18 protein-coding genes are annotated in these 20,683 nt (G+C 50.9%); 14 read left to right on the top strand and 4 right to left on the bottom strand.

Annotated elements, in window-relative coordinates:
• The first annotated feature begins 4 nt into the window (after window positions 1-4).
• The 8 genes from Q0577_RS10390 (at window position 5) to Q0577_RS10355 (ending at window position 9,724) form a co-directional block, all read left to right on the top strand.
• Complete coding sequence (locus tag Q0577_RS10390) at window positions 5-1,744, top strand: RagB/SusD family nutrient uptake outer membrane protein (RefSeq protein ID WP_298735723.1); 1,740 nt, start codon at window positions 5-7, stop codon at window positions 1,742-1,744.
• Between the two features lie 30 nt (window positions 1,745-1,774).
• Window positions 1,775-3,067, top strand: coding sequence for an MFS transporter (locus tag Q0577_RS10385; protein WP_298735721.1), 1,293 nt, complete (start codon window positions 1,775-1,777; stop codon window positions 3,065-3,067).
• The gene (locus tag Q0577_RS10380; RefSeq protein ID WP_298735718.1) at window positions 3,036-4,040 is read left to right on the top strand and encodes a 2-hydroxyacid dehydrogenase; all 1,005 of its coding nucleotides are present in this window, start codon (window positions 3,036-3,038) and stop codon (window positions 4,038-4,040) included. Before Q0577_RS10385 ends, Q0577_RS10380 begins: the two co-directional genes overlap by 32 nt.
• Window positions 4,037-5,482, top strand: a complete 1,446-nt coding sequence (locus tag Q0577_RS10375) for an FGGY family carbohydrate kinase (RefSeq protein ID WP_298735717.1) — start codon at window positions 4,037-4,039, stop codon at window positions 5,480-5,482. Before Q0577_RS10380 ends, Q0577_RS10375 begins: the two co-directional genes overlap by 4 nt.
• Before the next feature lie 20 nt (window positions 5,483-5,502).
• Complete coding sequence (locus tag Q0577_RS10370; protein WP_298735716.1) at window positions 5,503-6,966, top strand: FGGY-family carbohydrate kinase; 1,464 nt, start codon at window positions 5,503-5,505, stop codon at window positions 6,964-6,966.
• Window positions 6,959-7,555: a histidine phosphatase family protein gene (locus Q0577_RS10365; protein WP_298735713.1), complete on the top strand. Its 597-nt coding sequence runs from the start codon at window positions 6,959-6,961 to the stop codon at window positions 7,553-7,555. Before Q0577_RS10370 ends, Q0577_RS10365 begins: the two co-directional genes overlap by 8 nt.
• Window position 7,556: 1 nt before the next feature.
• Window positions 7,557-8,492 carry a glycerophosphodiester phosphodiesterase family protein gene (locus Q0577_RS10360; RefSeq protein ID WP_298735710.1) on the top strand — a complete coding sequence of 312 codons (936 nt, stop codon included), beginning with the start codon at window positions 7,557-7,559 and terminating at the stop codon, window positions 8,490-8,492.
• Window positions 8,493-8,626: 134 nt separating this feature from the next.
• Entirely contained in the window at window positions 8,627-9,724 is a 1,098-nt protein-coding gene (locus Q0577_RS10355; protein WP_298735707.1) for a fatty acid desaturase, read from the top strand.
• 1 nt (window position 9,725) lies between these two features.
• On the opposite strand, the gene Q0577_RS10350 is transcribed toward Q0577_RS10355, so the two are convergent.
• Entirely contained in the window at window positions 9,726-10,871 is a 1,146-nt protein-coding gene (locus Q0577_RS10350) for a GNAT family N-acetyltransferase (RefSeq protein ID WP_298735705.1), read from the bottom strand.
• 333 nt (window positions 10,872-11,204) lie between these two features.
• Here Q0577_RS10350 and Q0577_RS10345 point away from each other — a divergent pair, with 333 nt between their 5' ends.
• A complete protein-coding gene (locus tag Q0577_RS10345; protein ID WP_298735703.1) occupies window positions 11,205-13,607 on the top strand; it encodes an ABC transporter permease in 2,403 nt (800 codons plus the stop codon).
• Window positions 13,608-13,777: 170 nt separating this feature from the next.
• Here the strand turns inward: Q0577_RS10345 and Q0577_RS10340 are convergent, their stop codons facing one another.
• The 3 genes from Q0577_RS10340 to Q0577_RS10330 form a co-directional block, all read right to left on the bottom strand.
• A complete protein-coding gene (locus tag Q0577_RS10340) occupies window positions 13,778-13,966 on the bottom strand; it encodes a hypothetical protein (RefSeq protein ID WP_298735701.1) in 189 nt (62 codons plus the stop codon).
• 15 nt (window positions 13,967-13,981) lie between these two features.
• Complete coding sequence (locus tag Q0577_RS10335) at window positions 13,982-14,206, bottom strand: hypothetical protein (protein ID WP_298735698.1); 225 nt, start codon at window positions 14,204-14,206, stop codon at window positions 13,982-13,984.
• A gap of 108 nt (window positions 14,207-14,314) precedes the next feature.
• Window positions 14,315-15,814 carry an MFS transporter gene (locus Q0577_RS10330; RefSeq protein WP_298735696.1) on the bottom strand — a complete coding sequence of 500 codons (1,500 nt, stop codon included), beginning with the start codon at window positions 15,812-15,814 and terminating at the stop codon, window positions 14,315-14,317.
• Window positions 15,815-15,967: 153 nt separating this feature from the next.
• On the opposite strand from Q0577_RS10330, the gene Q0577_RS10325 reads away from it, so the two are divergent.
• The 5 genes from Q0577_RS10325 to Q0577_RS10305 all read left to right on the top strand — a co-directional run bounded on the left by Q0577_RS10325 (window position 15,968) and on the right by Q0577_RS10305 (window position 20,682).
• On the top strand, window positions 15,968-17,035 hold the full coding sequence (locus Q0577_RS10325; protein ID WP_298735694.1) for a hypothetical protein: 1,068 nt from the start codon (window positions 15,968-15,970) through the stop codon (window positions 17,033-17,035).
• Window positions 17,036-17,055: 20 nt separating this feature from the next.
• A complete protein-coding gene (locus tag Q0577_RS10320; protein ID WP_298735691.1) occupies window positions 17,056-19,242 on the top strand; it encodes a molybdopterin oxidoreductase family protein in 2,187 nt (728 codons plus the stop codon).
• A 41-nt stretch (window positions 19,243-19,283) separates the two neighbouring features.
• Window positions 19,284-19,859 carry a 4Fe-4S dicluster domain-containing protein gene (locus Q0577_RS10315; protein ID WP_298735689.1) on the top strand — a complete coding sequence of 192 codons (576 nt, stop codon included), beginning with the start codon at window positions 19,284-19,286 and terminating at the stop codon, window positions 19,857-19,859.
• Between the two features lie 66 nt (window positions 19,860-19,925).
• The gene (locus Q0577_RS10310) at window positions 19,926-20,432 is read left to right on the top strand and encodes a Rieske (2Fe-2S) protein (protein WP_298735686.1); all 507 of its coding nucleotides are present in this window, start codon (window positions 19,926-19,928) and stop codon (window positions 20,430-20,432) included.
• A gap of 10 nt (window positions 20,433-20,442) precedes the next feature.
• Window positions 20,443-20,682, top strand: coding sequence for a DUF6755 family protein (locus tag Q0577_RS10305; RefSeq protein WP_298735683.1), 240 nt, complete (start codon window positions 20,443-20,445; stop codon window positions 20,680-20,682).
• Window position 20,683 lies beyond the last annotated feature (1 nt).

The following is a 20,683-nucleotide window of genomic DNA, read 5'->3' as shown; positions in this document are numbered from 1 at the left end:
GAACATGCAACGTCTTTTATATATACTCATCGCAACAGTTATGCTCACGGCCTGTGATCATAACCTGGACCTGAAGCCGGTGGATAAGCTATCGCCAGAGAATGCCTTCAACACCGAGAAGGACCTGCAACTGTACGCCAATTCCTTCTACCTGGACCTACCCGATGGTAACGATATCGTGCGGGGAGATGATCTTAGCGATTACCTGGTGGGCAGAACGCCTTCTACCTACATCTACGGCAGCTTCGGCGCCACCCAGGCCACGGGCTGGAGCTGGGGCGCCCTGCGAAAAGTGAACTATTTCCTGGAGCATGCCACCCAGGCAAAGATAACAGCAGAAGCTATGAACCACTACCTTGGCTTGGCGCGTTTTTTTCGCGCCTGGTTCTACTTCGACAAAATAAAGCGCTTTGGCGATGTGCCCTGGTACAACAAAGCCCTCGATGTAAACGATCCGGAATTATTCAAGCCCCGCGATCCGCGCACCCTGGTGATGGACAGCGTACTGGCAGATCTTGACTTTGCCTGCGCCAATCTCCGCAGCGTTAAAGACAAAGACGCTTCCACCGTAACCCGCTGGGTAGCCCTCGCTTTCAAATCCCGTGTTTGCCTGTTTGAAGGCACTTTCCGCAAATACCAAACGCAACTGGGCCTGGGCGCTACTGCCGATAAATGGCTGGATGAATCCATCAAGGCGGCAGACGACCTGATAAAAAGCAACCAGTATAAATTGCTGACAACCGGCGCGGCTGATAAGAACTACCGTGATCTCTTCACGCTGGAAGTGCCCAACACCACAGAAGTGCTGCTGGCTGCCGTAAACAGTAAAAGCCTCCGCGTATTCAACGATGCCAACTGGTACTGGACCAGCGCCACCTATGGCGGCCGTTTCAGCTTCATCAAGAAGTTCATCAACACCTACCTGAAAACAGATGGTACACCGTTCACCGCACAAGCGGGCTATAACAATATACCTTTCAATGAAGAAGTAAAAGACCGCGATCTGCGCCTGAAGCAATCCATCCGTATGGGCAACTATACAAGGGATGGCGCCATCGCCCCGCCAGACTTTACCTACACCTACAGTGGTTATATGCCTATCAAGCTTACCGTAGACTCCAAAGCTACCGACGGCGTTGCAGAGAACTTTAACTCACTGCCCATCATCCGCTATGCAGAAGTGCTGCTGAACTTTGCAGAAGCAAAAGCAGAAAGAGGTACTTTCACCCCTGCAGACTGGGACGCTACCATTGCATTACTGCGCAAACGCGCGGGCATTACCAACACGCCTTACCCTGTAACGGCAGATACCTATCTGCAGCAGAACTATTATCCTGATATTACCAACCCGGTACTGCTGGAGATCCGCCGCGAAAGGGGCGTAGAGCTGTCGCTCGAAGGCTTCCGCTATGATGACCTTAAACGCTGGCGTGCGGGCAAGCTGCTGGAAAACCAGTACGACGGCATGTATGTACCTGCGCTCAATACGCTGATAGACCTGAATGAAGACGGTAAGATGGATGTGTCTTTTGTGGAAAGTATTCCCGCTACCAAAGTGCCGGGTGTATACTACTTCCTGATCGATAATGTGCAGTATAAACTGAGCGGCGGTACCAGCGGTAATCTAATACTGTTCAGCAACCTGCAGCGTAAGTATGAAGACTATAAGTATTTCTACCCCATTCCTTATAACGAGATCATCCTGAATAGCAACCTGGAACAGAATCCGGGCTGGGCTAATTAAGATACATGATAACAAACAACTGATACATTCATGTCAAGTACCAACACCTCCACGTTTACGCCCGCCATCTTTGATAAAGCGGGCATCCCGCAGCAGCTGCTGTGGGGATACATCGGTATCATGATCTTCATGATGGGCGATGGCATTGAACAGGGCTGGCTGAGTCCCTACCTGGTAGATCACGGTATGAGCGTACAGCAGTCAGCTACGCTGTTCACTGCCTATGGGATCACCATCGCTATCTCCGCCTGGTTTTCAGGCGTGCTGGCAGAAGGCTACGGCGTAAAACGCACGATGCTGGGCGGTCTGCTGCTATACATAGCAGGTACCATCGGCTTTGTGGGCTTTGGTATGCCTGAGCTGAATTTCCCGGTAATGTTGCTTACGTATGCATTGCGCGGTTTCGGTTATCCGCTGTTTGCGTATTCCTTCCTGGTATGGATTGCCTACAGCAGTCCCAAACATCAGCTGGGCCGTGCCGTAGGGTGGTTCTGGTTTGTGTTCACGGGCGGACTGAATGTATTGGGCGCTTACTATTCCAGCTGGGCCATACAGCGTTTTGGTCATCTCAATACGCTGTGGACATCGCTCTTCTGGGCCCTGCTGGGCGCATTCTTTGCACTGGTATTGAACAAGGGATCTGTTAAAGGAACAGCGCCCGCACAATCAAAGGTGGAAGAGCTCATTAAAGGGCTCACCATCGTAAAAGAAGAACCCAAGGTATTACTGGGTGGTATTGTGCGGATCATCAACACCACTGCGCAATTTGCCTTCCCGGTATTCCTGCCCATGTATATGGCCCGTCATGGTTTTGATACTTCGCAGTGGCTGCAGATCTGGGGCACCATCTTTACGGCCAATATCGCCTTCAACCTCATCTTCGGTTTTGTAGGCGACCGGCTGGGATGGCGCAACACCGTGATGTGGTTTGGCGGTATGGGATGTGCAGTTACTACGCTGCTCTTTTATTACGCGCCACAGATCTGGGAAAACAGTTTCTGGATGACGATGACGGCCGGGGTACTCTGGGGTGCTTTCCTGGCGGGCTATGTACCCTTGTCTGCGCTGGTGCCTTCGCTGGTGAAGAAAGATAAAGGCGCTGCGATGGCCATCCTGAACCTGGGTGCAGGGCTGCCTGTATTTGTGGGCCCTGCTATTGTAGGCCTCTTTATTGGTATGGTGGGAGAAGCCGGTGTGATCTGGATTTTGGCCATCCTTTACGCCATCAGCGCGTTTCTTACGCGCTTCATTACCCTGCCTGATAATGCAAAGACAAACATAAATCTATCACATGCGAGTATTGATCACAGCGCCGTATCATGAGAGCGGTCTGAAAGCGTTAGAGCAGCAATTCGGAACAATTATTTATCGGTCCTGGAAACCTAATGGCAGGGCGTACAACGAACAGGAAATACTGCAGCTGCTGCAGTCTTCCCATGCAGATGCCCTGATCACTGAGCACGACCATGTAACGGCCAACGTTATACGCGCCGTACCGGGATTGCAATTCATCGGTGTATGTCGCGGCACTCCTTCCAATGTGGCGGTGCCTGTAGCCACGGAACTGGGCATCCCGGTATTTTTTACGCCTGCCCGTAATGCGCAGGCGGTAGCCGAGATGTTCATTTCTAATGTGATCATGCTGCTGCGCAACACCATTCCCGGTATCGGCTGGCTCAAAGGCCGCCAGTGGCAGGAAGGCGCCCATGATTCTTACCTGCATTTCAAAGGCAATGAGCTGGCAGGTAAAACTATCGGTATGGTAGGCTTTGGCGCTATCGGTCAGCTGATAGCCCGCCTGCTCAAACCTTACCCCTGCAATATCCTGTTTTACGATCCATATGTGGCAGACTATGATAAGGGCTATCAGCAATGCAGCCTGGAAGAAGTGTTCTCCGGCGCAGACATAGTTTCCATCCACCTGCCCGTAACCGCAGAGACCAAAGGCATGATCAACGGAGCTTTATTGAAAAAGATGAAAAAAGATGCCATTTTTGTTAATACTGCCCGGGCTTCCGTTGTAAAGCGGGAAGACCTGCTGGAAGTGCTGGAGAGTCGCGCTATCCGCGGGGCCGTGCTGGATGTGTTCGACAATGAACCGCCGGATGCGCTGGACTACCGCATCATTGATCTCCCCCACGTTATTGCCACGCCGCACATTGCGGGCGCCACCTTCGAAGTAGAAGACCATCACGTGGAGATCATGAACAGGGCATTGTTACAATGGTACGCCAAAGGCAATAAGCAGATTGCCGAACTGGCCAATAAAGAAATTCTTAAAGCACCTATTCAATGAGCGTATCCGCCACCTATATTATTGTAGATATTGGCACCGGCAACGTACGGGTAGCCGCCGTATCAGCAGATGGTAAGGTACTTGCTGTTGCCCGTGAAGACATCAGCTACGTAAAAGACCCGCGCTATCCTGATGCGCTGTACTTTGATCCGGATCAGCTATGGCAGCAGGTATTGGGCCTGGCAAAGTCGGTGCTGTCACAGGTGCCCGCTGACACTGTAAAGGCTATTACCGCCACCAGCCAGCGCGAAGGTATTGTGCTGATCGATGCCAAAGGCGGATCGCTGATCGGTTTGCCGAATATTGATCACCGCGGACGGGAATGGGAAGCGATCATCACGGATAAGAGCAGCATGTACCAAAGCACGGGCCGCTATCCCACATCATTATTCTCAGCACTGAAGCTGGTGGGCATCCGCGAACGCAGGCCGGAGATCTGGGAGCAGCTGAGCACTTTTCTCAGCATCAGCAACTGGGTAGAGTATAAGCTCAGCGGCCTTGCACGCTATGAGCATTCCCAGGCTTCAGAGACTTTATTGTATAACGTGTCCCAACAGCAATGGTCGCCCGCCCTCTGTAAAGTATTTGGCGTAGATACGGCCATTCTCCCTGCACTCGCGGCATCCGCCACAGTGCTGGGCGATATTCTTCCCCCGGTAGCACAGCAGCTGGGCATTCCTGCAGATACAAAGATCATTGTTGGCGGCGGCGATACACAGCTGGCCATCAGGAGTACGCGTCCTGCCGTGAATGATATGGTGATCGTATCCGGTACTACCACCCCCATCGTTAAGCTAACAGACACCTATACACTGGATGAGGAAGAACGTACCTGGACCAGTCGCGATATTGCGCAGGGCCGCTTTGTATTTGAAGCGAACGCCGGTGTAACAGGATTGAACTACCAGCGCCTGAAAGAGATCTTCTATCCCAATGAAGGCTATGAGGTGATCGAGAAAGAGCTGGAAGAAAACCCGCATAACCTTTGCATGGCCTCCCTTGGTTCCCTGCTGGCGGATGAAGAGGTATCGCTTACCAGGGGCGGCTTTATATTTCATGCGCCCGTATCTCACCTGCTTACCCGCGGATCATTTGTTTGGGCTACCATGCTGGATATTGCCTGCTCCATCGTAAAGAACTATCGCGTACTGGCGGCGGTAGCCGGTCACGATCCCGATTATATCTGGGGTTGCGGCGGCGGTTTGCAAAGCCGGGTGCTGCGGCAGCTCATCGCCAACCTCACCGGGAAGAAGGTGCAGATGCGGCATGAGTTTCAGCAATCATCCGCTGTTGGCGGCGCCCTGATCTGCAATGAAGCATTGCAGGTAAACGCAGCAATGGATGAGCGGATAGAAGTGGTATCCCCGCAGGAAACGGAATACTATGCCACATTATATACGGAGTGGGAAAAGACCCGCAACTATTTCAGGAATATGAACTGATCACCTGCAAATTTTATTTCATGCCAGATAACAATGCATGCTTTATCGGGATAGATGTTGGCACACAGGGAGAGCGGGTGGTACTGCTGGATGCCCGCGGTAACCTGCTGGGCAGCGCAGAAGAAGCTTTTGCCCTCAACGGGCAATCCAGGGAAGAACAGTCGCCCCTGGCATGGTGGGATGCCTGCCTTCGCTCATTACAACAACTGCTCTCGCAGGCGTCCCGTAGCATTGACCTGCGGCATGTCCGCGCCATCTCGGTAACTTCCACCTCCGGCACCATCATCCCCATAGATCATCATCATCAGCCCCTGCACAATGCCATTATGTATAGTGATACACGGCAGGAGCAGGAGGGAAGGGCCTGCCGCGAGGCGGCGCTGACCCATAACCCGGATGGATATACGGCTTTTAATACATCCAGCGGCCTGCCTAAAATGATGTGGTTCCTGCATCATTACCCGGACAAGGCCCCGCATATATACAAGTTCATTCACGCGGCCGACTTCATTACCGGAAGGCTGTCCGGCCGTTATGATGTAACGGATCTTACCAACGTACTGAAATCCGGCTATGATGTGCAGCAGGGCCAATGGCCTGCATACATCTGGCAGCAGCTGCCCCTGCAACAGCAATGGCTGCAGCGGGTAATACCCTCCGGTACGCCTGTTGGTAATATAGACCCTGCGCTGGCTGCACAACTGGGCTTATCAGAAGAGGTGCTGATAGTAGCCGGTATGACAGACGGATGTGCATCTCAGATCGCCTCCGGGGCAGTGAACCCGGGCGACTGGAACACCACCATCGGCACTACCCTGGTAGTGAAGGGAGTAACCACCACCGCTATACATGACCCTTCAGGACGCCTGTACAACCACCGCCATCCTGAAGGCTACTGGATGCCCGGCGGCGCCAGCAACACCGGCGCTGATTGGATCACCCGCGATTTTAAGGAGCAGCTGTCTGCACTGGAAACACAGGCTGCTGCTATCATTCCCACGGGGCACTTGTCCTGGCCGCTGATGCAGCAGGGAGAACGCTTCCCCTTCATTGCACCCCAGGCCAGGGGATTTGAAGATCCCGGCCTTACGCCGGCAGTACGTTTTGCCGCCGGTATGGAGGGTGTTGCCTACATAGAACGTTATGCCTATACCATGATAACACAGCTGAGCGGAGAGCCCGTAAAAGCGGTGTATACAGCTGGCGGGGCCAGTAACAGTCCCAGCTGGCTGCGCATCCGCAGTAATGTGCTGAACCTGCCGCTGTATAAAATGAAACACATCACCGGGGCAGTGGGCGCCGCTATACTGGCGGCTTCCAAAACCTCTTTTACCAATATCATGGAAGCTGCCGCTGCCATGACGCAGGTAGAAAAGGAGTTGCATCCCGACCCCGCAATGGCGGCGGCTTACAATGCACACTATTTCCGGTTTATTCAAACACTTAAACAAAAGGGATACATCCCTGAACAGATCTATGCTTAATGTTTTTTTATTACGGCACGGACAAACCGCCTGGAACAAGGATAATAACCGCTACTGCGGCCGTACTGATATTTCCCTCACGGAAAAGGGTATACGCCAGGCGGAAGCGGTGCGTGAACAGCTGAAAGGTATTACGTTCTCCAGTGTATACTCCTCGCCCCTGGAAAGGGCGTACAATACCGCTTCCATCGCTACCGGCGCAGCTGTTACTAAAGACGAGCGTTTGATAGAAGCTGATTTCGGTCAGTGGGAACGTAAAACAAAAGAAGAGTTCATTGCAGAAGATCCGCAGACCTGGGATAACTGGATGGCGGATCCCGGAACGCACCGCGCCGGCGGCACCGGCGAAACAGGTATGGAGGTCGTTACCCGTGTGGATGATTTCTTCCGCGAGCTGCTGCTGTGGCACAGCTCCGGTAACATACTGGTGGCTGCGCATAATGGGGTAAACCGTTTGTACCTGGCCTATAAGCTGGGCATGCCTTTAAAGAACTACCGTATGTTGGTGCAGGATAATGCCTCGGTTACGGTATTCACCCTCTCTGCTGAAGGAGCATTTACATTACAACACCTGAATTCAAAATTCTGATATGTATAAGAGTCTGTTGGCGCTGACTGTCGCCTTTACCATGAACCTATCATCTGTACTGGCCCAAAAGGGCAGGCTGCATGTACTCAATATCAAAGATGCAGCAGCACTAAGGGCATTCTTCCACTACACCGGGAAAGATGTGCCCTTTATCAGCGGGCACCGGGGCGGGGTGAACAAAGGCTTCCCGGAAAATAGCATTGAAGCGTTTGAAAACACCCTGCTCCATACGCCTGCCACTTTCGAGATCGACCCGCGTTTGACCAAAGACAGTATCATTGTACTCATGCACGATGCTACATTAGACCGTACTACCACGGGCACGGGTAAAGTAGGAGATTACACCCTGGCAGAACTGAAAAAACTGCACCTTAAAGATGTGGAAGGCAATGTTACCCCCTACCGCATTCCTACCCTGGAAGAAGCCATTCGCTGGGCTAAAGGCAAAACGGTGCTTATACTTGATAAAAAAGATGTTCCCTTTGAGATGACAGCCCGGCTTATTAAAGAGTTGCAGGCAGAAAGCCATGTGATGGTTACCGTGCACAATGCCAAAGAGGCAAAGTTCTACCATGACCGTAACCCGGAGATCGTATTCGAGGCATTCGTGAAAACAACGGAAGCGATGAAAGAGTATGAAGCCCAGGGCATTCCCTGGACCCACATCATGGCCTACGTAGGGCCCGATAATAAACCGGAACTGAAATCCTTATACCAGCAGCTGAACCAGCGCGGCGTAATGTGTATGATCTCCACCGCGCCTAGCTATGATAAGCTGCCCTCTTCGCAGGAGCGTGATGCGGCGTATAAAGCCATTATCAGGGATGGCGCCAGCCTGATAGAAGCAGATCGTTCTATTGAAGCGGCAACGGCTATTCAGCCACTGGTACAAAGAAAGAGTGACAAACAGCAGTTCTTTGGAGAAATTGCATGGTAAATAGCAGATTATTCTACCTCTAAAACGGCATGTATTTTGAAATAATTCAATTATTGTAAATTTGTACTGACTTTTCCAGAACCACAACTGTTACCAGCACTGTTTAGCAAGGATTTGACCTAAAAGCTTGAATAATGGAGAAGACATTGAAACCTCGCTTTGCAAGAAGCGGTGAAGAGACCATTTTTCATCAATTACGGCTGGATGTAAATAACCTTGTCCGGCAGCTGGAGCCCAAACGGAAACGTAGCATTATTGTCAAAGCGGTTTTGTTTCCCGTATTATACGGCCTCACCTATGGGGCCATCCTGTTTGCAGGGCAGCACACTGGTATCTTCTACGCGGCTTATTTTCTACTGGGTGTATGGCTCGTTATGATGTTCCTGAACACCATCCACGACGCTGTACATGGCACTATTTTCAACCGCAAATGGCTGAATGACGCTTATGTGTACCTGTTTGATCTCATGGGCGCCAACAGCTATATCTGGCGATTGCGGCATGTACGTTTTCACCACAACTATCCCAATGTAAACGGATGGGATACGGATATTGAGCAAAGCAGCCTGGCCCGTATCTTTCCCACCGGGAAGGCCCTGTTCTTTCACCGTTATCAGCATATTTACCTGCCTTTGTTGTATCCGCTCTACCTGTTCAACTGGCTGCTGATACGTGATTTCAAGGATTTCTTTAATAAGCAAAAGACCATCTGGAAACTGGCCACTATCCCGCGCTTTGAATATGTAAAGTTGTTTTTCTTCAAGGCCTTTTTCCTTTTTTACCTCATCCTGCTACCCAAACTGGTATTGGGTATTGCATGGGTCCAGGCAATCGCCGGATTTCTGCTCATGTTATTCACCGCCAGCATATTGTCTTTAATGGTATTGTTAAGTCCGCATGCCAATACGGAATCTGAATTCCCGCTACCTGGTGATGGCAACCAGCTGCCCCACAGCTGGATGATGCACATGTTGCTCACCACCAATGACATTACCCATGATAACTGGTTTACCCGCTTTTTCATGGGCTGCTTTAATTTCCATGTGGTGCATCACCTGTTCCCGAATGTGAATCATGTTTACTACCCGGAAGTAACGGCACTGCTCAGGCAGTATGCCGACAGGCACCAGTGGCCGTATCGTACATATACCCTGGGCGGCTCTCTGGGCAGGCACTACCGCTTGTTGAGACAGAATGGGGTAACAGAAGATATCTTCGAGGAAACGATGTAGCTCAGGGTTGTTCCGGCTTACTGTTAAAGATATAACGGTAGGTTCTGTGTATCTTATCCAGTGTGGCGCCTGTGGCTTCATGCAGGGCCAGCATTTTATCGTTGAAGTCGCCCACCCAGGCCAGTTCCACGCCCTTGATCACATGACGGCGTGGCAATACTTCCTGTTGCAGGCAACGGATCAGGGCCGATTCAATGCCATGGTTCTGGAATTTGCGTTTGCAGCCCATCACAATGATCCGCAGCCGGTCTACCGTAGTGGTTTTGGAGTACCAGAAAAACTTCAGCTTGCCCCAGAGGTCCAGCTTACCGTTTACATGTTTCAGCAGCTGGTTCACATCCGGCAAACACAGGATGGCGGCTATGGGTTCCTCATTATAGTAAGCAAACCAGATGATCTTCTCATCCATGATCGGCTTCATCTGCCGGAAGGATTCTTTTACGGTGCCTGATTCCAGCGGACTGAAGTTTTCGAAGGTACTCCAGGCATCATTATAGATCTCAATAAAATCGGCGGCAAATTTATCAAACTGCTTCTTATCAAAATGCCGGAAGCTGTACCCGGATTTGCGCATCACCCAGTCGGATATTTTGGTGAAGCGCTCGGGTAATGGGATGGTGGCATCCAGGAAATTGGTGAACTGATCGTATAGTTTCTGAAAGCCATAAGACTCGAAGAAATCCTGGTAGTAGGGCGGGTTATAATTCATTCCCAGGCTGGGCGGTTTAAACCCATGCACCAGCAGTCCCCAGAATTTATCATTCTCTCCGAAATTTATCGGACCGTCCATCGCCTCCATGCCTTTTTCCTGCAGCCAGGCTTTGGCGGTATCAAACAGTAAATGGGCAGCCTGCCGGTTGTTCACGCATTCAAAGAAACCGATGCCGCCGGTGGGCTGTGGATTTTTATGACATTTTTCGTAGTTGATGAACGCCGCTATGCGGCCTATGATCTGACCGCTGTTGTCCTGCAGCAGCCAACGGGTACAAACACCATGGGAAAAGAAAACATTGCGGGAAGGATCAAATACCGCTTCCACGTCAGCTTCGAGAGGGCATATCCAGTGTGGGTCGTGCTTGTATAAAGTAGCTGGCAGTTTGATAAAGGCCCGGGCTTGACGGCTATTCGCAATTTCTATCAGATCCATGGAACGAACTTAGGAATTATTCGTCACTTATTTTTATCCGGAACATTTTTATAATACGAAAAAATTACCAGCTGAAAAGGGGGCTGGGGGCGCAATTGTTGTATAAAAAATTAATAATAGTTTAATGTGGGTTGCGGGCAGGTTTATCTGCATTTACGTATGCAACAATAGGACACATCAGGCGCCTTCCTCGCATGATGTTCAAAAGCGGACATGATAATACCGAAAGCGGACATTCCCCTGTATTCTCCCGTGCGCTAACTGCTTAAATACGAACGCTTTATTAATTTTGTACTGTTTTTGCTGCATGCCCCTGCATTAATCCCCTCCTATATGCTAAAGAACTATCTTAAAACGGCTTTCCGGAGTCTGTGGCGCAACAAGCGCTATGCATTGCTCAACATCACCGGCCTTACCCTGGGTATCACCGTTTGCCTGGTCATCTATGTGATCATTCAATATGAGCAAAGTTTTGATAGGTTCCATACAAAGAAAGACCGCATATACAGGGTGCTGACGGTAATGCCGGAAGAGAGTGGCAAGATCAACTATACACAGGCTGTGCCTTTTCCCGTGCCCACTACACTGCCAAACGATTTTCCCCAGTTCGAAAAAGTAACCGGTATAATACAGATGGGGCAAAGACTGGTAATCCTGGAAGACAAACAGGGCAAGGTGCAGAAGAAATTCAAGCCACTGGTATATTTCCTGCAACCTTCGTTCTTCGACATATTCTATTACAAATGGCTGGCAGGCAATAAAGCCACTGCTCTTAACGACCCCAATTCCACCGTTCTCGCACGCTCTACTGCTGAGAAGTATTTTGGCGACTGGCACAAGGCAATAGGTAAGGTCATCAAACTGGATCAGCAGTTCAATCTTACAGTAACGGGTGTACTGGATGATCCGCCGAAGAATACCGAATTTCAGTTTGAGATGGTGGCCACATATGCCTTGCTTAAAATAAACGAGATAAAGGATTGGGTAACGATAGACGATATCCATAATTGCTACGTGCTGCTGCGCCCCGGACAGGATGTGGCAAAGATCAATGAGCGGCTCATTGCATTCTCCAGAAAATACAAGGATCCGAAGAACAAGGCCACACATATGCTCCAGTCCTTAGCCGGTGTGCACGCAGATACACGCACAAAGAACTTCATTGGCAGAGTGGCATCGCCCGAGCGGATCAGGATGCTTTGGATGATTGCCACGTTTATTCTGCTCATAGCCTGTGTGAATTTCATTAATCTGGCCACTGCGCAGGCGGTGAACCGCGCGCGGGAGATAGGGGTACGCAAGGTGTTGGGCAGTAACGGCTGGCAGCTTAAAATACAGTTCCTTTCGGAAACAGCCATGCTGGTGCTGAGTGCTTTGCTGTTGGCCGTGGTATTGGCATTATGCGTACTTCCCTTCATCAGCCAGGTGATGAACCTGCCTTTGAGTGCAGGCATGCTGGCGGCCGGTAACGTATATGTATTATTGTTAGCCATCTTTTTGATGGTCACCTTGCTGGCGGGCTTTTATCCTTCTGTGGTGGTGTCGGCCTTCAATCCTGTTAATGCGTTGAAGAGTAAGATAGCGGCCAGTAAACATACCAGCGGTGTATCTCTTCGCCGCAGTCTCGTGGTTTTCCAGTTCATTATTGCACAGGCATTGATCATTGGCACACTCATCATCCTGCAGCAGATGAATTACTTTCACAACCAGTCTATGGGCTTTACCCGCGATGCCATTGTGAATGTGCCCTTCTCTAACAAAAATGGGGGTAATGATAAGATCGCCTATCTCCGCGATCAGCTGCAACAGATCAAAGGCGTACGGGAGCTGAGTTTTTCCAACGCAGCGCCTTCCAATAATGATAACTGGTGGACAGGTTTCCGATTTGATCACCAGGCGGAGGAAACCAGATTCCCGGCCGTCACGCGCTGGGTGGATCATCACTTTCTCAACACCTATGAAATCAGGCTCATAGCCGGCCGTAACCTCACCAGCACAGATTCTGTACGCGAGTTCCTGGTGAACGAAACCCTGGTACAGAAACTAGGCTTAAAACCCGCAGATGTGCTCAATAAAGAAATTGATGTATGGAACGGGCAGATTAAAGGTCCGATAGTAGGAGTGGTAAACGATTTTTCTGCCGGCACGCTGAAAGAGGCTGTTGCCCCGGTGTTCATGAGCAACATAAAACAGCGTTTTAACAGCGTGGGCGTCAGACTGGCCGCTGGCGCCAACGCACAGGCTTCACTGAAAGCAATTGAAAAGCTTTGGAACGAAACCTTTCCTGAACAGATCTTCGAATTCCAGTTCCTGGACCAGCGGATAGCGGAATATTATAAGGAAGAACGACAGCTGGCGCATTTGTACGAGATGTTTGCAGGTATAGCCATCTTCCTCAGCTGCTTGGGTTTATACGGCCTGGCATCATTCATGGCGGTACAGCGTGTAAAGGAAGTAGGGGTGCGCAAAGTGTTGGGCGCAACGCCTGCACATATTGTATATCTTTTTTCAAGGGAGTTTATCCTGCTCATCGGTATCGCGTTTATAATAGCAGCGCCCCTGGTATGGTATTTTATGCATAACTGGCTCAATAATTTCGTGAACAGGGTAGATATTAACTGGAGCGTGTTTGCTGCTGGAGGTATAGCTGCACTGGCGATAGCGCTGCTAACCGTCAGCACGCAAGCCATCAGGGCTGCCATGATGAACCCTGTAGCCAGTTTAAAAGCAGATTAGTAAGGTGCAGCAGGCATGCAGCAGGTGGCCAGTCAGCCTGCTGCATGTTTGTATATGCGTTATGCCGTCACTCCATCCCCCCAATCTTCTCCCGTATGCCCTGCCTTTCTGTTTCTGTTTTCGTCAGCTTGTATGCCTGTTCAAAATGTGCTTTGCATGTTGTCTGATGGTTAAATAGTGATTGAATGTATGAATTTCATTTCGATTTTTCTTTTGCTGATGTCGCACAGCATATCAGAGTGGATGTTAAGCCCTAGATTGGTGATGTTGTAAAGGTGTTCGCTCAGGGCGCGTTCTCCCGCGCTGAAGACCGGGTTATTGACATAATTATCAAGTGCTTCGAATTTGGAGATGTTCATGGATTTCTTAATGGCTTACCAGCGGCTGGCATCCATACAGAACAGGCAGATGTTGAGCCGTGCTACCTGCTGACGGATCAGCGCCACAGTTTCTGCATGTAACTGCAGCTTTTTGTCCAGCTGGCTCACCTTGCCGTAGAACATGGCGAAGGCGGCGGGCAGGCGGGCAGAATGTACTTTCAGCAGCATCAGCACTTTCCCGAACTGCTTACGGGTAAAGTAATAGACCAGTTTCATCATTAGCCCCCGGGGCTTTTCAATCGGAGCAAGTAAAGTGTCCATAGTGCCTGTTTCCTATATAAGGATCGGCATTTCCAGAACTGGACACCCAGCGTAAAATTTTTTTTGCTAAGCCTGATGCGGTACCTCAAACTTATTCTTCAAATGCGGTGCATTCTTTGCCATTATCTTCGTAATCACCCGGTGCATCCAGATCAGGCAAACCGCAGAAAGCAGGCATACAAAGAACCAGGAGCTGGTCCACAGGCCGCTCAAATTCAGCAGGTAGCCAAACAATATAGGTCCTGCAAAGCCGCCCAGGCCGCCTATCATACCAACCATGCCGCCTACAATGCCCACCTCATCCGGGAAGTATTCGGGAATGTGTTTAAATACGGCTGCCGTGCCAATACCCCATGACATGCCCAGCAACATGATCAGTATGGTAAATACCGAGATATTGGCCTGGAAATAAATGCGCGTAACGCCCTGGGCCAACATCTGTTTCTTCCTGATCTTATCGCCCGGGTGCACTACCGCTTCCTGCCAGCTTTCTTTGGTAGGGAAAACCAGGTGCGGCGTGCCTTCATCTCCCTTTACCGGAGGCCTGGCTACAAGCGGATAGGTTTTATTATCCACCACGATCTGGTCCTTATCTACACTGCTCACCGTACCTGCCTCCTGGGACATTAGTCCCGCGCCGGGAGAGTAGATTTCCATCCGTGGAATAAGCAGCAGGGCGCTCAGCACAAGCGAGCTGCCCAATACCCAGTACATCACCACCCTTGCGCCGAATTTGTCAGACAGCCATCCGCCCACCGCGCGGAACAGCCCCGCAGGCAGACTGAAACAGGCCGTTAGCAAACCGGCTGTGACAAGTGTAATAGTATATACATTCAGGAAGTAAGACAGCAGCCATTGCGAAAAGGTAACAAAGCAGCCAAATACAAGAAAATAGTACAGGCCAAAGCGCCATACGCGCACACTTTTCAGGGGCTTCAGCATTACCTGCAGCGTTTTACCCGATGATGCGGTTTGTTTGTTCTCTGTAAACAGCATAAATAGTAAGGCCATTACCACGAGGGCCCCGGCATAGATCATGGGAAGCGTTTTCCAGCCGCCGGGGTTGGCGCCGTTATCGGTAAGGCGCAGCAGGAGGGATGGCGCCACCATGGTCGTGAGCGCCGATCCCGTATTGCCCATCCCAAAGATGCCCAATGCGCGGCCCTGCCACTGCGGCGGAAACCACAGCGAGGTAAAGCCTACACCCACCGCAAAGCTGGCGCCCAGCAGGCCGAATAGAAAACTAAGAATAAGAAATAACGTATAGTCGGTAGTTTTAGATAAGAGGAAGAGGGGAATGGCGCAGAACAACATCAGTCCGCTGAACACCCAGCGGCCGCCCAGTTTATCAGTTAACAGTCCCAGGGGCAAACGCATCACCGACCCGGTCAGTACAGGAATGCCCAGCAGCCAGCCCGCCTGCACCAGTGTCCAGTTTACGATGCCATTGTCAATCAGGAAGGCTACCAATACGCCATTTAATACCCAGCCTGCAAAGCAAACCGTGAAGGCCAGGGTGTTGAATATCAGTATACGATAAGCAGTAAGCGTGGGTTGTTGCTGCATAGGGTAAGCAGTTTGATGTGAAGCTAATGGTACGGATCTTAACGAAACATGATTTCTGTCCTGTTTTGACATGATCTTTTTCATTAATTTTTCTAAACCTTATGGCTAATGTTGTGTTAAGAATAAAATGATAAGTATAAACAAGCAAAACCCATGTTTAGTTATCATCTTAACAAAAAAGCTTTTGCGATTGCCACGGCGGCCACCCTCTTACTGGTAGCCCTCGTGTTTATCGGGTCGCGTAAGCTGCAGAATTTCGATGCTGCGCTGATAGCCTACCTTTTCGGTACGGTCTTCGCCACCTTCGGAATTGTTTACCGCTATGCCGTATGGCTGCAGCGGCCGCCTACCTGGCTTTACTTCAAACGTACCTGGCAGATACTGTTCAGCGGGCGATTCCTGCCGTACCTCTGGCTGTTTCTCCGGAAATCAGTGCGCAATATCGGCTTCCAGTATTTTATCCGTTCGCGTGGCGCCCGGCGCTGGTGGGGCCATTTCCTGATGGCTACCGGCTGTATGTTGGCCTTTGCAGTTACTATTCCGCTTACCCTGGGATGGATCCATTTTACTATGGACCCTGCAACCGGGCTTGATCCCGCAGGGGTTAAACTATACGAAGCACATGTATTCGGCTTCAGGGTCTTTACTTTCAAATTAGGGTCCATCATCGCTTCACTGGTATTTAATATACTGAGCTGGAGCTCCTGGCTGGTGATCATCGGCGTGGCGCTGTTCATGTTCCGCCGCTTTACCAATGGCGGACTGATAGCTACGCAGAGCTTTGGGGGCGACTGGCTGCCGCTGGTACTGCTGGTAGCCATCTCCGTTACAGGACTGGGATTAGCATATGATTACAGTTTCCTGGGCGGCACTGCCTACGAGTTCATGGCGGTTACCCATGCTGTTACCGTGATCATCTTCCTGGTATGGATTCCTTTCGGAAAGTTCTTCCATATTATTCAGCGCCCCGCGCAGATAGGCGTCTATCTCTATCACGCAGAAGGGCGCCGTAAGGGAATGGCAGTGTGCCGTCACACCGGTAAAGAATTTACGTCCAAACAGCATGTGGATGATCTAAAAGCCCTCACCAAAGAATTAGGTATTGATTTTACGATAAACGAAAATACATCACACCTGGACTATAGTCCTGAAGGCAAGCGGTCGGCCCTGGCTCAGGCGCATTTAAAGGCGCGTGAGTCCAGTGGCCGTTATTTCGGATAGCCATTAAAAGCAGCTACCTTATGTCAAAATTACCCGTCAGCCAGGAAGCGCTGATCCAGCAATACGGTCCGCATCTGCACTACGCGCCACAGGAAGGATACACCGGCCGCGATGAACCCGATAAAGTGGTGGAGACCCACTGCTGTTTCTGCGGCATGCAGTGCGGTATCAAACTGCTGGTGAAAGAGAACAAGGTGGTAGGCTTTGAGCCCTGGATGGAATTTCCTTTCAATGAAGGAAGACTTTGTCCCAAAGGCGTACAACGCTACCTGCAGAACAATCATCCCGACCGCCTGCTGGACCCGCTGCGCAGGGTAGAGGGCAAAGGCTTTGTGCCCGTGGGCTGGGATGAAGCCATGGACACCACTGTCAGCTCCATTCAACACATACAATCAAAATATGGTAAAGACGCATTTGCCGTGCTTTCCGGTGTGTCACTTACCAATGAGAAGTCTTACCTCATGGGCAAATTTGCCAGGGTAGCGCTTAAAACAAAAAACCTGGATTACAACGGGCGTCTTTGCATGGTGAGCGCGGGCGCTGGTAATAAAAAGGCTTTCGGACTGGATCGCGGATCCAATAACTACTCCGATCTGAAGCATGCAGAAGTGATCATGGTATGCGGCGCTAATGTGAGTGAAACATTTCCCACGCTGACCTACTGGATATGGCAGGCCCGTGATCTGGGCGCCAAACTGGTCGTGGTAGATCCCCGCCTGATACCATTGGCCCGTACGGCAGATCTGCACCTGGATATTCGTCCGGGTACCGACTCTGCCCTCTATGGCGCCATGCTCAAATACCTGGTGGATAACAACCTGGTAGACCAGGATTTTATTCGTGAACATACATCCGGCTTCGATGCTGCCATAGATATCGTAAAAGATTATACGCTGGAATGGGCGGAGTCCATTACAGGTATCGCAAAAGAAAAGATCAAACAGGCCGCACAATGGTGGGGTACCGCCAAAACCAGTTTCCTGCTGCATGCACGTGGTATAGAACATCATTCCAAAGGCGTGGAGAATGTGATGGCCTGTATCAACCTGGTGCTGGCTACCGGCCGTATTGGCAAGCCCTATTGCGGGTATGCCACTATCACAGGCCAGGGTAACGGGCAAGGCGGCCGTGAGCATGGCCATAAATGTGATCAGCTGCCCGGCAACCGGGATATTAATAATCCCGAGCATCGGAAATATATTGCAGACGTATGGGGCATTGAACTATCGGAACTGCCGATGCAGGGGTACACTGCCTATGAGCTGATAGAAGCGATTCACCGCGGTGAAGTAAAGGGCCTGCTCTCCATCTGCTTCAATCCGCTGGTGTCCCTGCCCAATAATAACTATGTACGGGAAGCCCTGGAAAAACTGGAATTCTATGTGGCGATCGACTTCTTCCTGAATGAAACGGCCCGCCATGCAGACATCATCCTGGCAGGTTCCCTGCACGAAGAAGAGGAAGGGACGGTGACCACGGCAGAGGGGCGTGTTACCCGCATCAGGCAGGCGGTTACACCGCCGGGTAATGCGCGCACGGATACTGCCATCATCCTGGAACTGGCCGCCCGGCTGGGCGCTGCAGATAAATTCAGTTACCAAAGCAGTGAAGATATTTTTAATGAGCTGCGCATCGCCTCCAAAGGCGGAACGGCGGATTATTACGGCATTACCTACGAAAAGATAGAAAAGAACATGGGCGTTTTCTGGCCCTGCCCCACGCTGGAGCATCCGGGTACGCCCCGCCTGTGGGAGGACCGGAAATTTGCTACGGCGGATGGGAAGGCGCATTTCAATCCAACGCCTTATCGTGATCCGGGAGAGGTAACGGATGATGACTATCCCGTAGTGCTCACCACGGGCAGGGTAGTGTCTCAATATTTAAGCGGTTCACAAACCAGGCGGATCGGCAAGCTGGTAGACCAGTATCCCGAACCTTTACTGGAGATACATCCGCAGCTGGCCGCCAGGTATGGTATACAGCAGGGCGAGATCGTCAAAGTAACTACCCGCAGGGGAGCAGCGGAATTTCCCGCCAATATTGTAGAAACCATCCGTAAGGATACGGTGTTCATACCTTACCACTGGGCGGGTAATAAATCTGCCAACCAGCTTACGCCCGGTACGCTGGACCCTATCTCCAAGATACCGGAGTTCAAGGTATGCGCCTGTCGCCTGGAACCTTCAGGAACGATCAACGGCCGTTAGCGAAAACATATTCATCACTCATCACCCTTAACGCTCATTATATGGAAACAGCCAATTTTTATAAGACAGAAATGGAGTTCTTCATCGATATGCAGCGTTGCATCGGCTGCCAGGCCTGTGTGGTGGCCTGTGCAGAATGTGAGACCAACGGGCAGGACTCCATGATCCACGTAAATTATGTAGACCGCGCCCATACCATCCAGACCACCGTGCAGGTGTGCATGCACTGCGAGGATCCCGTCTGCGCAAGGGTATGCCCAGCGGATGCTATCAGCAAGGACGAATTCGGGGTAGTGCATACGGCCAACACAGCCCGCTGCATTGGCTGTTCCAACTGTGTGATGGCCTGTCCCTTTGGCGTGCCTTTCAAACAGGAAAAGTATGACCTGATGATGAAATGCAATCTCTGCTACGATCGTACCAGCGCTGGAAAAAAACCGATGTGCGCTACCGTTTGTCCCAGTGGCGCGCTATACTACGGCACCCGTGAAGGTATGCGGAAAATGCGGCCGCAGAGCGATCCGGTCAACCATTTCCTTTTTGGCAAGGAAGCGGTGACTACCAAAGTGAATATCATGATGCCTAAAGGCGCTACAATGCTGAAGGTACATGGGTAAATAGCTGTTAGCTGTTGGCTATTGGCGGCCGGGGGCTGGCGGCTGATTAAACGATAATTTTCAATTATGAGTAAAGAACAAACATTGCCCGACTGGCAACGTGATTTTCCCTATCGGCAGGATGAAGCCCGGCTGGTCACCCGGCGGGAGTTCTCCCGCATGTTATGCCTGATATCCGGGGCTATGGTAGCCGGCAGCGCTTATGTTGTGGCCCGGGCATTCTGGCCCCAGGGCGCCCACCATGCAGGACGGTTCCTGGTATGTAAACGCGATGAACTGGAGGCAGGCGGCACACGTACCTTCCGTTTACCCGGCGACAATACGCCGTATATCCTGATCCACCTGGAAAGCGGTGTGTTCAAGGCATATGAACAGAAGTGCACACATCTTTCCTGTGCCGTATTTTATAAAGCAGGTACGGGTAAGATAGAATGTCCCTGCCACAACGGATGGTTCGACGCCAACACCGGCGATGTATTACAGGGTCCGCCGCCAAGGCCTTTGCCCGCTTTACAGGTAGTAGAGGAGGAGGATCATATTTTTGTACTCGGCCCGGGAACAAAGACCGTTTAATACAAATATCATGAGTACTTTCAGAAATGCCCAGGAGAAAGCGCATCCCAATAAAACCAGCACGCTTACACTGGCTATTATTGTGATACAGGTGTTGCTGGTCACCATGCAGATATGGTTGTTGTATAGTGGGTTGAATAATGCATTGGAGCATAACCGGGGGATAGCAATACCTGCGCTGGTGGCTTCGTTTATTTTGTTTGTGGTGTGTTGCGGGTTGTTGTATTTTTTGCCGGGGGGGAAGGGGTGAG

This window comes from uncultured Chitinophaga sp. (assembly GCF_937898475.1).
Classification (GTDB): domain Bacteria; phylum Bacteroidota; class Bacteroidia; order Chitinophagales; family Chitinophagaceae; genus Chitinophaga.
The sequence above is the reverse complement of the archived record's forward strand: the minus strand, read 5'-3'. Positions and strand labels throughout refer to the sequence as shown.

What these genes read in the sequence shown, in the direction of transcription:
- Q0577_RS10390 (WP_298735723.1), top strand. Translation starts at nt 5, where the DNA reads ATGCAACGTCTTTTATATATACTCATCGCAACAGTTATGCTCACGGCC.
- Q0577_RS10385 (WP_298735721.1), top strand. Translation starts at nt 1,775, where the DNA reads ATGTCAAGTACCAACACCTCCACGTTTACGCCCGCCATCTTTGATAAA.
- Q0577_RS10380 (WP_298735718.1), top strand. Translation starts at nt 3,036, where the DNA reads ATGCGAGTATTGATCACAGCGCCGTATCATGAGAGCGGTCTGAAAGCG.
- Q0577_RS10375 (WP_298735717.1), top strand. Translation starts at nt 4,037, where the DNA reads ATGAGCGTATCCGCCACCTATATTATTGTAGATATTGGCACCGGCAAC.
- Q0577_RS10370 (WP_298735716.1), top strand. Translation starts at nt 5,503, where the DNA reads ATGCCAGATAACAATGCATGCTTTATCGGGATAGATGTTGGCACACAG.
- Q0577_RS10365 (WP_298735713.1), top strand. Translation starts at nt 6,959, where the DNA reads ATGCTTAATGTTTTTTTATTACGGCACGGACAAACCGCCTGGAACAAG.
- Q0577_RS10360 (WP_298735710.1), top strand. Translation starts at nt 7,557, where the DNA reads ATGTATAAGAGTCTGTTGGCGCTGACTGTCGCCTTTACCATGAACCTA.
- Q0577_RS10355 (WP_298735707.1), top strand. Translation starts at nt 8,627, where the DNA reads ATGGAGAAGACATTGAAACCTCGCTTTGCAAGAAGCGGTGAAGAGACC.
- Q0577_RS10350 (WP_298735705.1), bottom strand. Translation starts at nt 10,871, where the DNA reads ATGGATCTGATAGAAATTGCGAATAGCCGTCAAGCCCGGGCCTTTATC.
- Q0577_RS10345 (WP_298735703.1), top strand. Translation starts at nt 11,205, where the DNA reads ATGCTAAAGAACTATCTTAAAACGGCTTTCCGGAGTCTGTGGCGCAAC.
- Q0577_RS10340 (WP_298735701.1), bottom strand. Translation starts at nt 13,966, where the DNA reads ATGAACATCTCCAAATTCGAAGCACTTGATAATTATGTCAATAACCCG.
- Q0577_RS10335 (WP_298735698.1), bottom strand. Translation starts at nt 14,206, where the DNA reads ATGATGAAACTGGTCTATTACTTTACCCGTAAGCAGTTCGGGAAAGTG.
- Q0577_RS10330 (WP_298735696.1), bottom strand. Translation starts at nt 15,814, where the DNA reads ATGCAGCAACAACCCACGCTTACTGCTTATCGTATACTGATATTCAAC.
- Q0577_RS10325 (WP_298735694.1), top strand. Translation starts at nt 15,968, where the DNA reads ATGTTTAGTTATCATCTTAACAAAAAAGCTTTTGCGATTGCCACGGCG.
- Q0577_RS10320 (WP_298735691.1), top strand. Translation starts at nt 17,056, where the DNA reads ATGTCAAAATTACCCGTCAGCCAGGAAGCGCTGATCCAGCAATACGGT.
- Q0577_RS10315 (WP_298735689.1), top strand. Translation starts at nt 19,284, where the DNA reads ATGGAAACAGCCAATTTTTATAAGACAGAAATGGAGTTCTTCATCGAT.
- Q0577_RS10310 (WP_298735686.1), top strand. Translation starts at nt 19,926, where the DNA reads ATGAGTAAAGAACAAACATTGCCCGACTGGCAACGTGATTTTCCCTAT.
- Q0577_RS10305 (WP_298735683.1), top strand. Translation starts at nt 20,443, where the DNA reads ATGAGTACTTTCAGAAATGCCCAGGAGAAAGCGCATCCCAATAAAACC.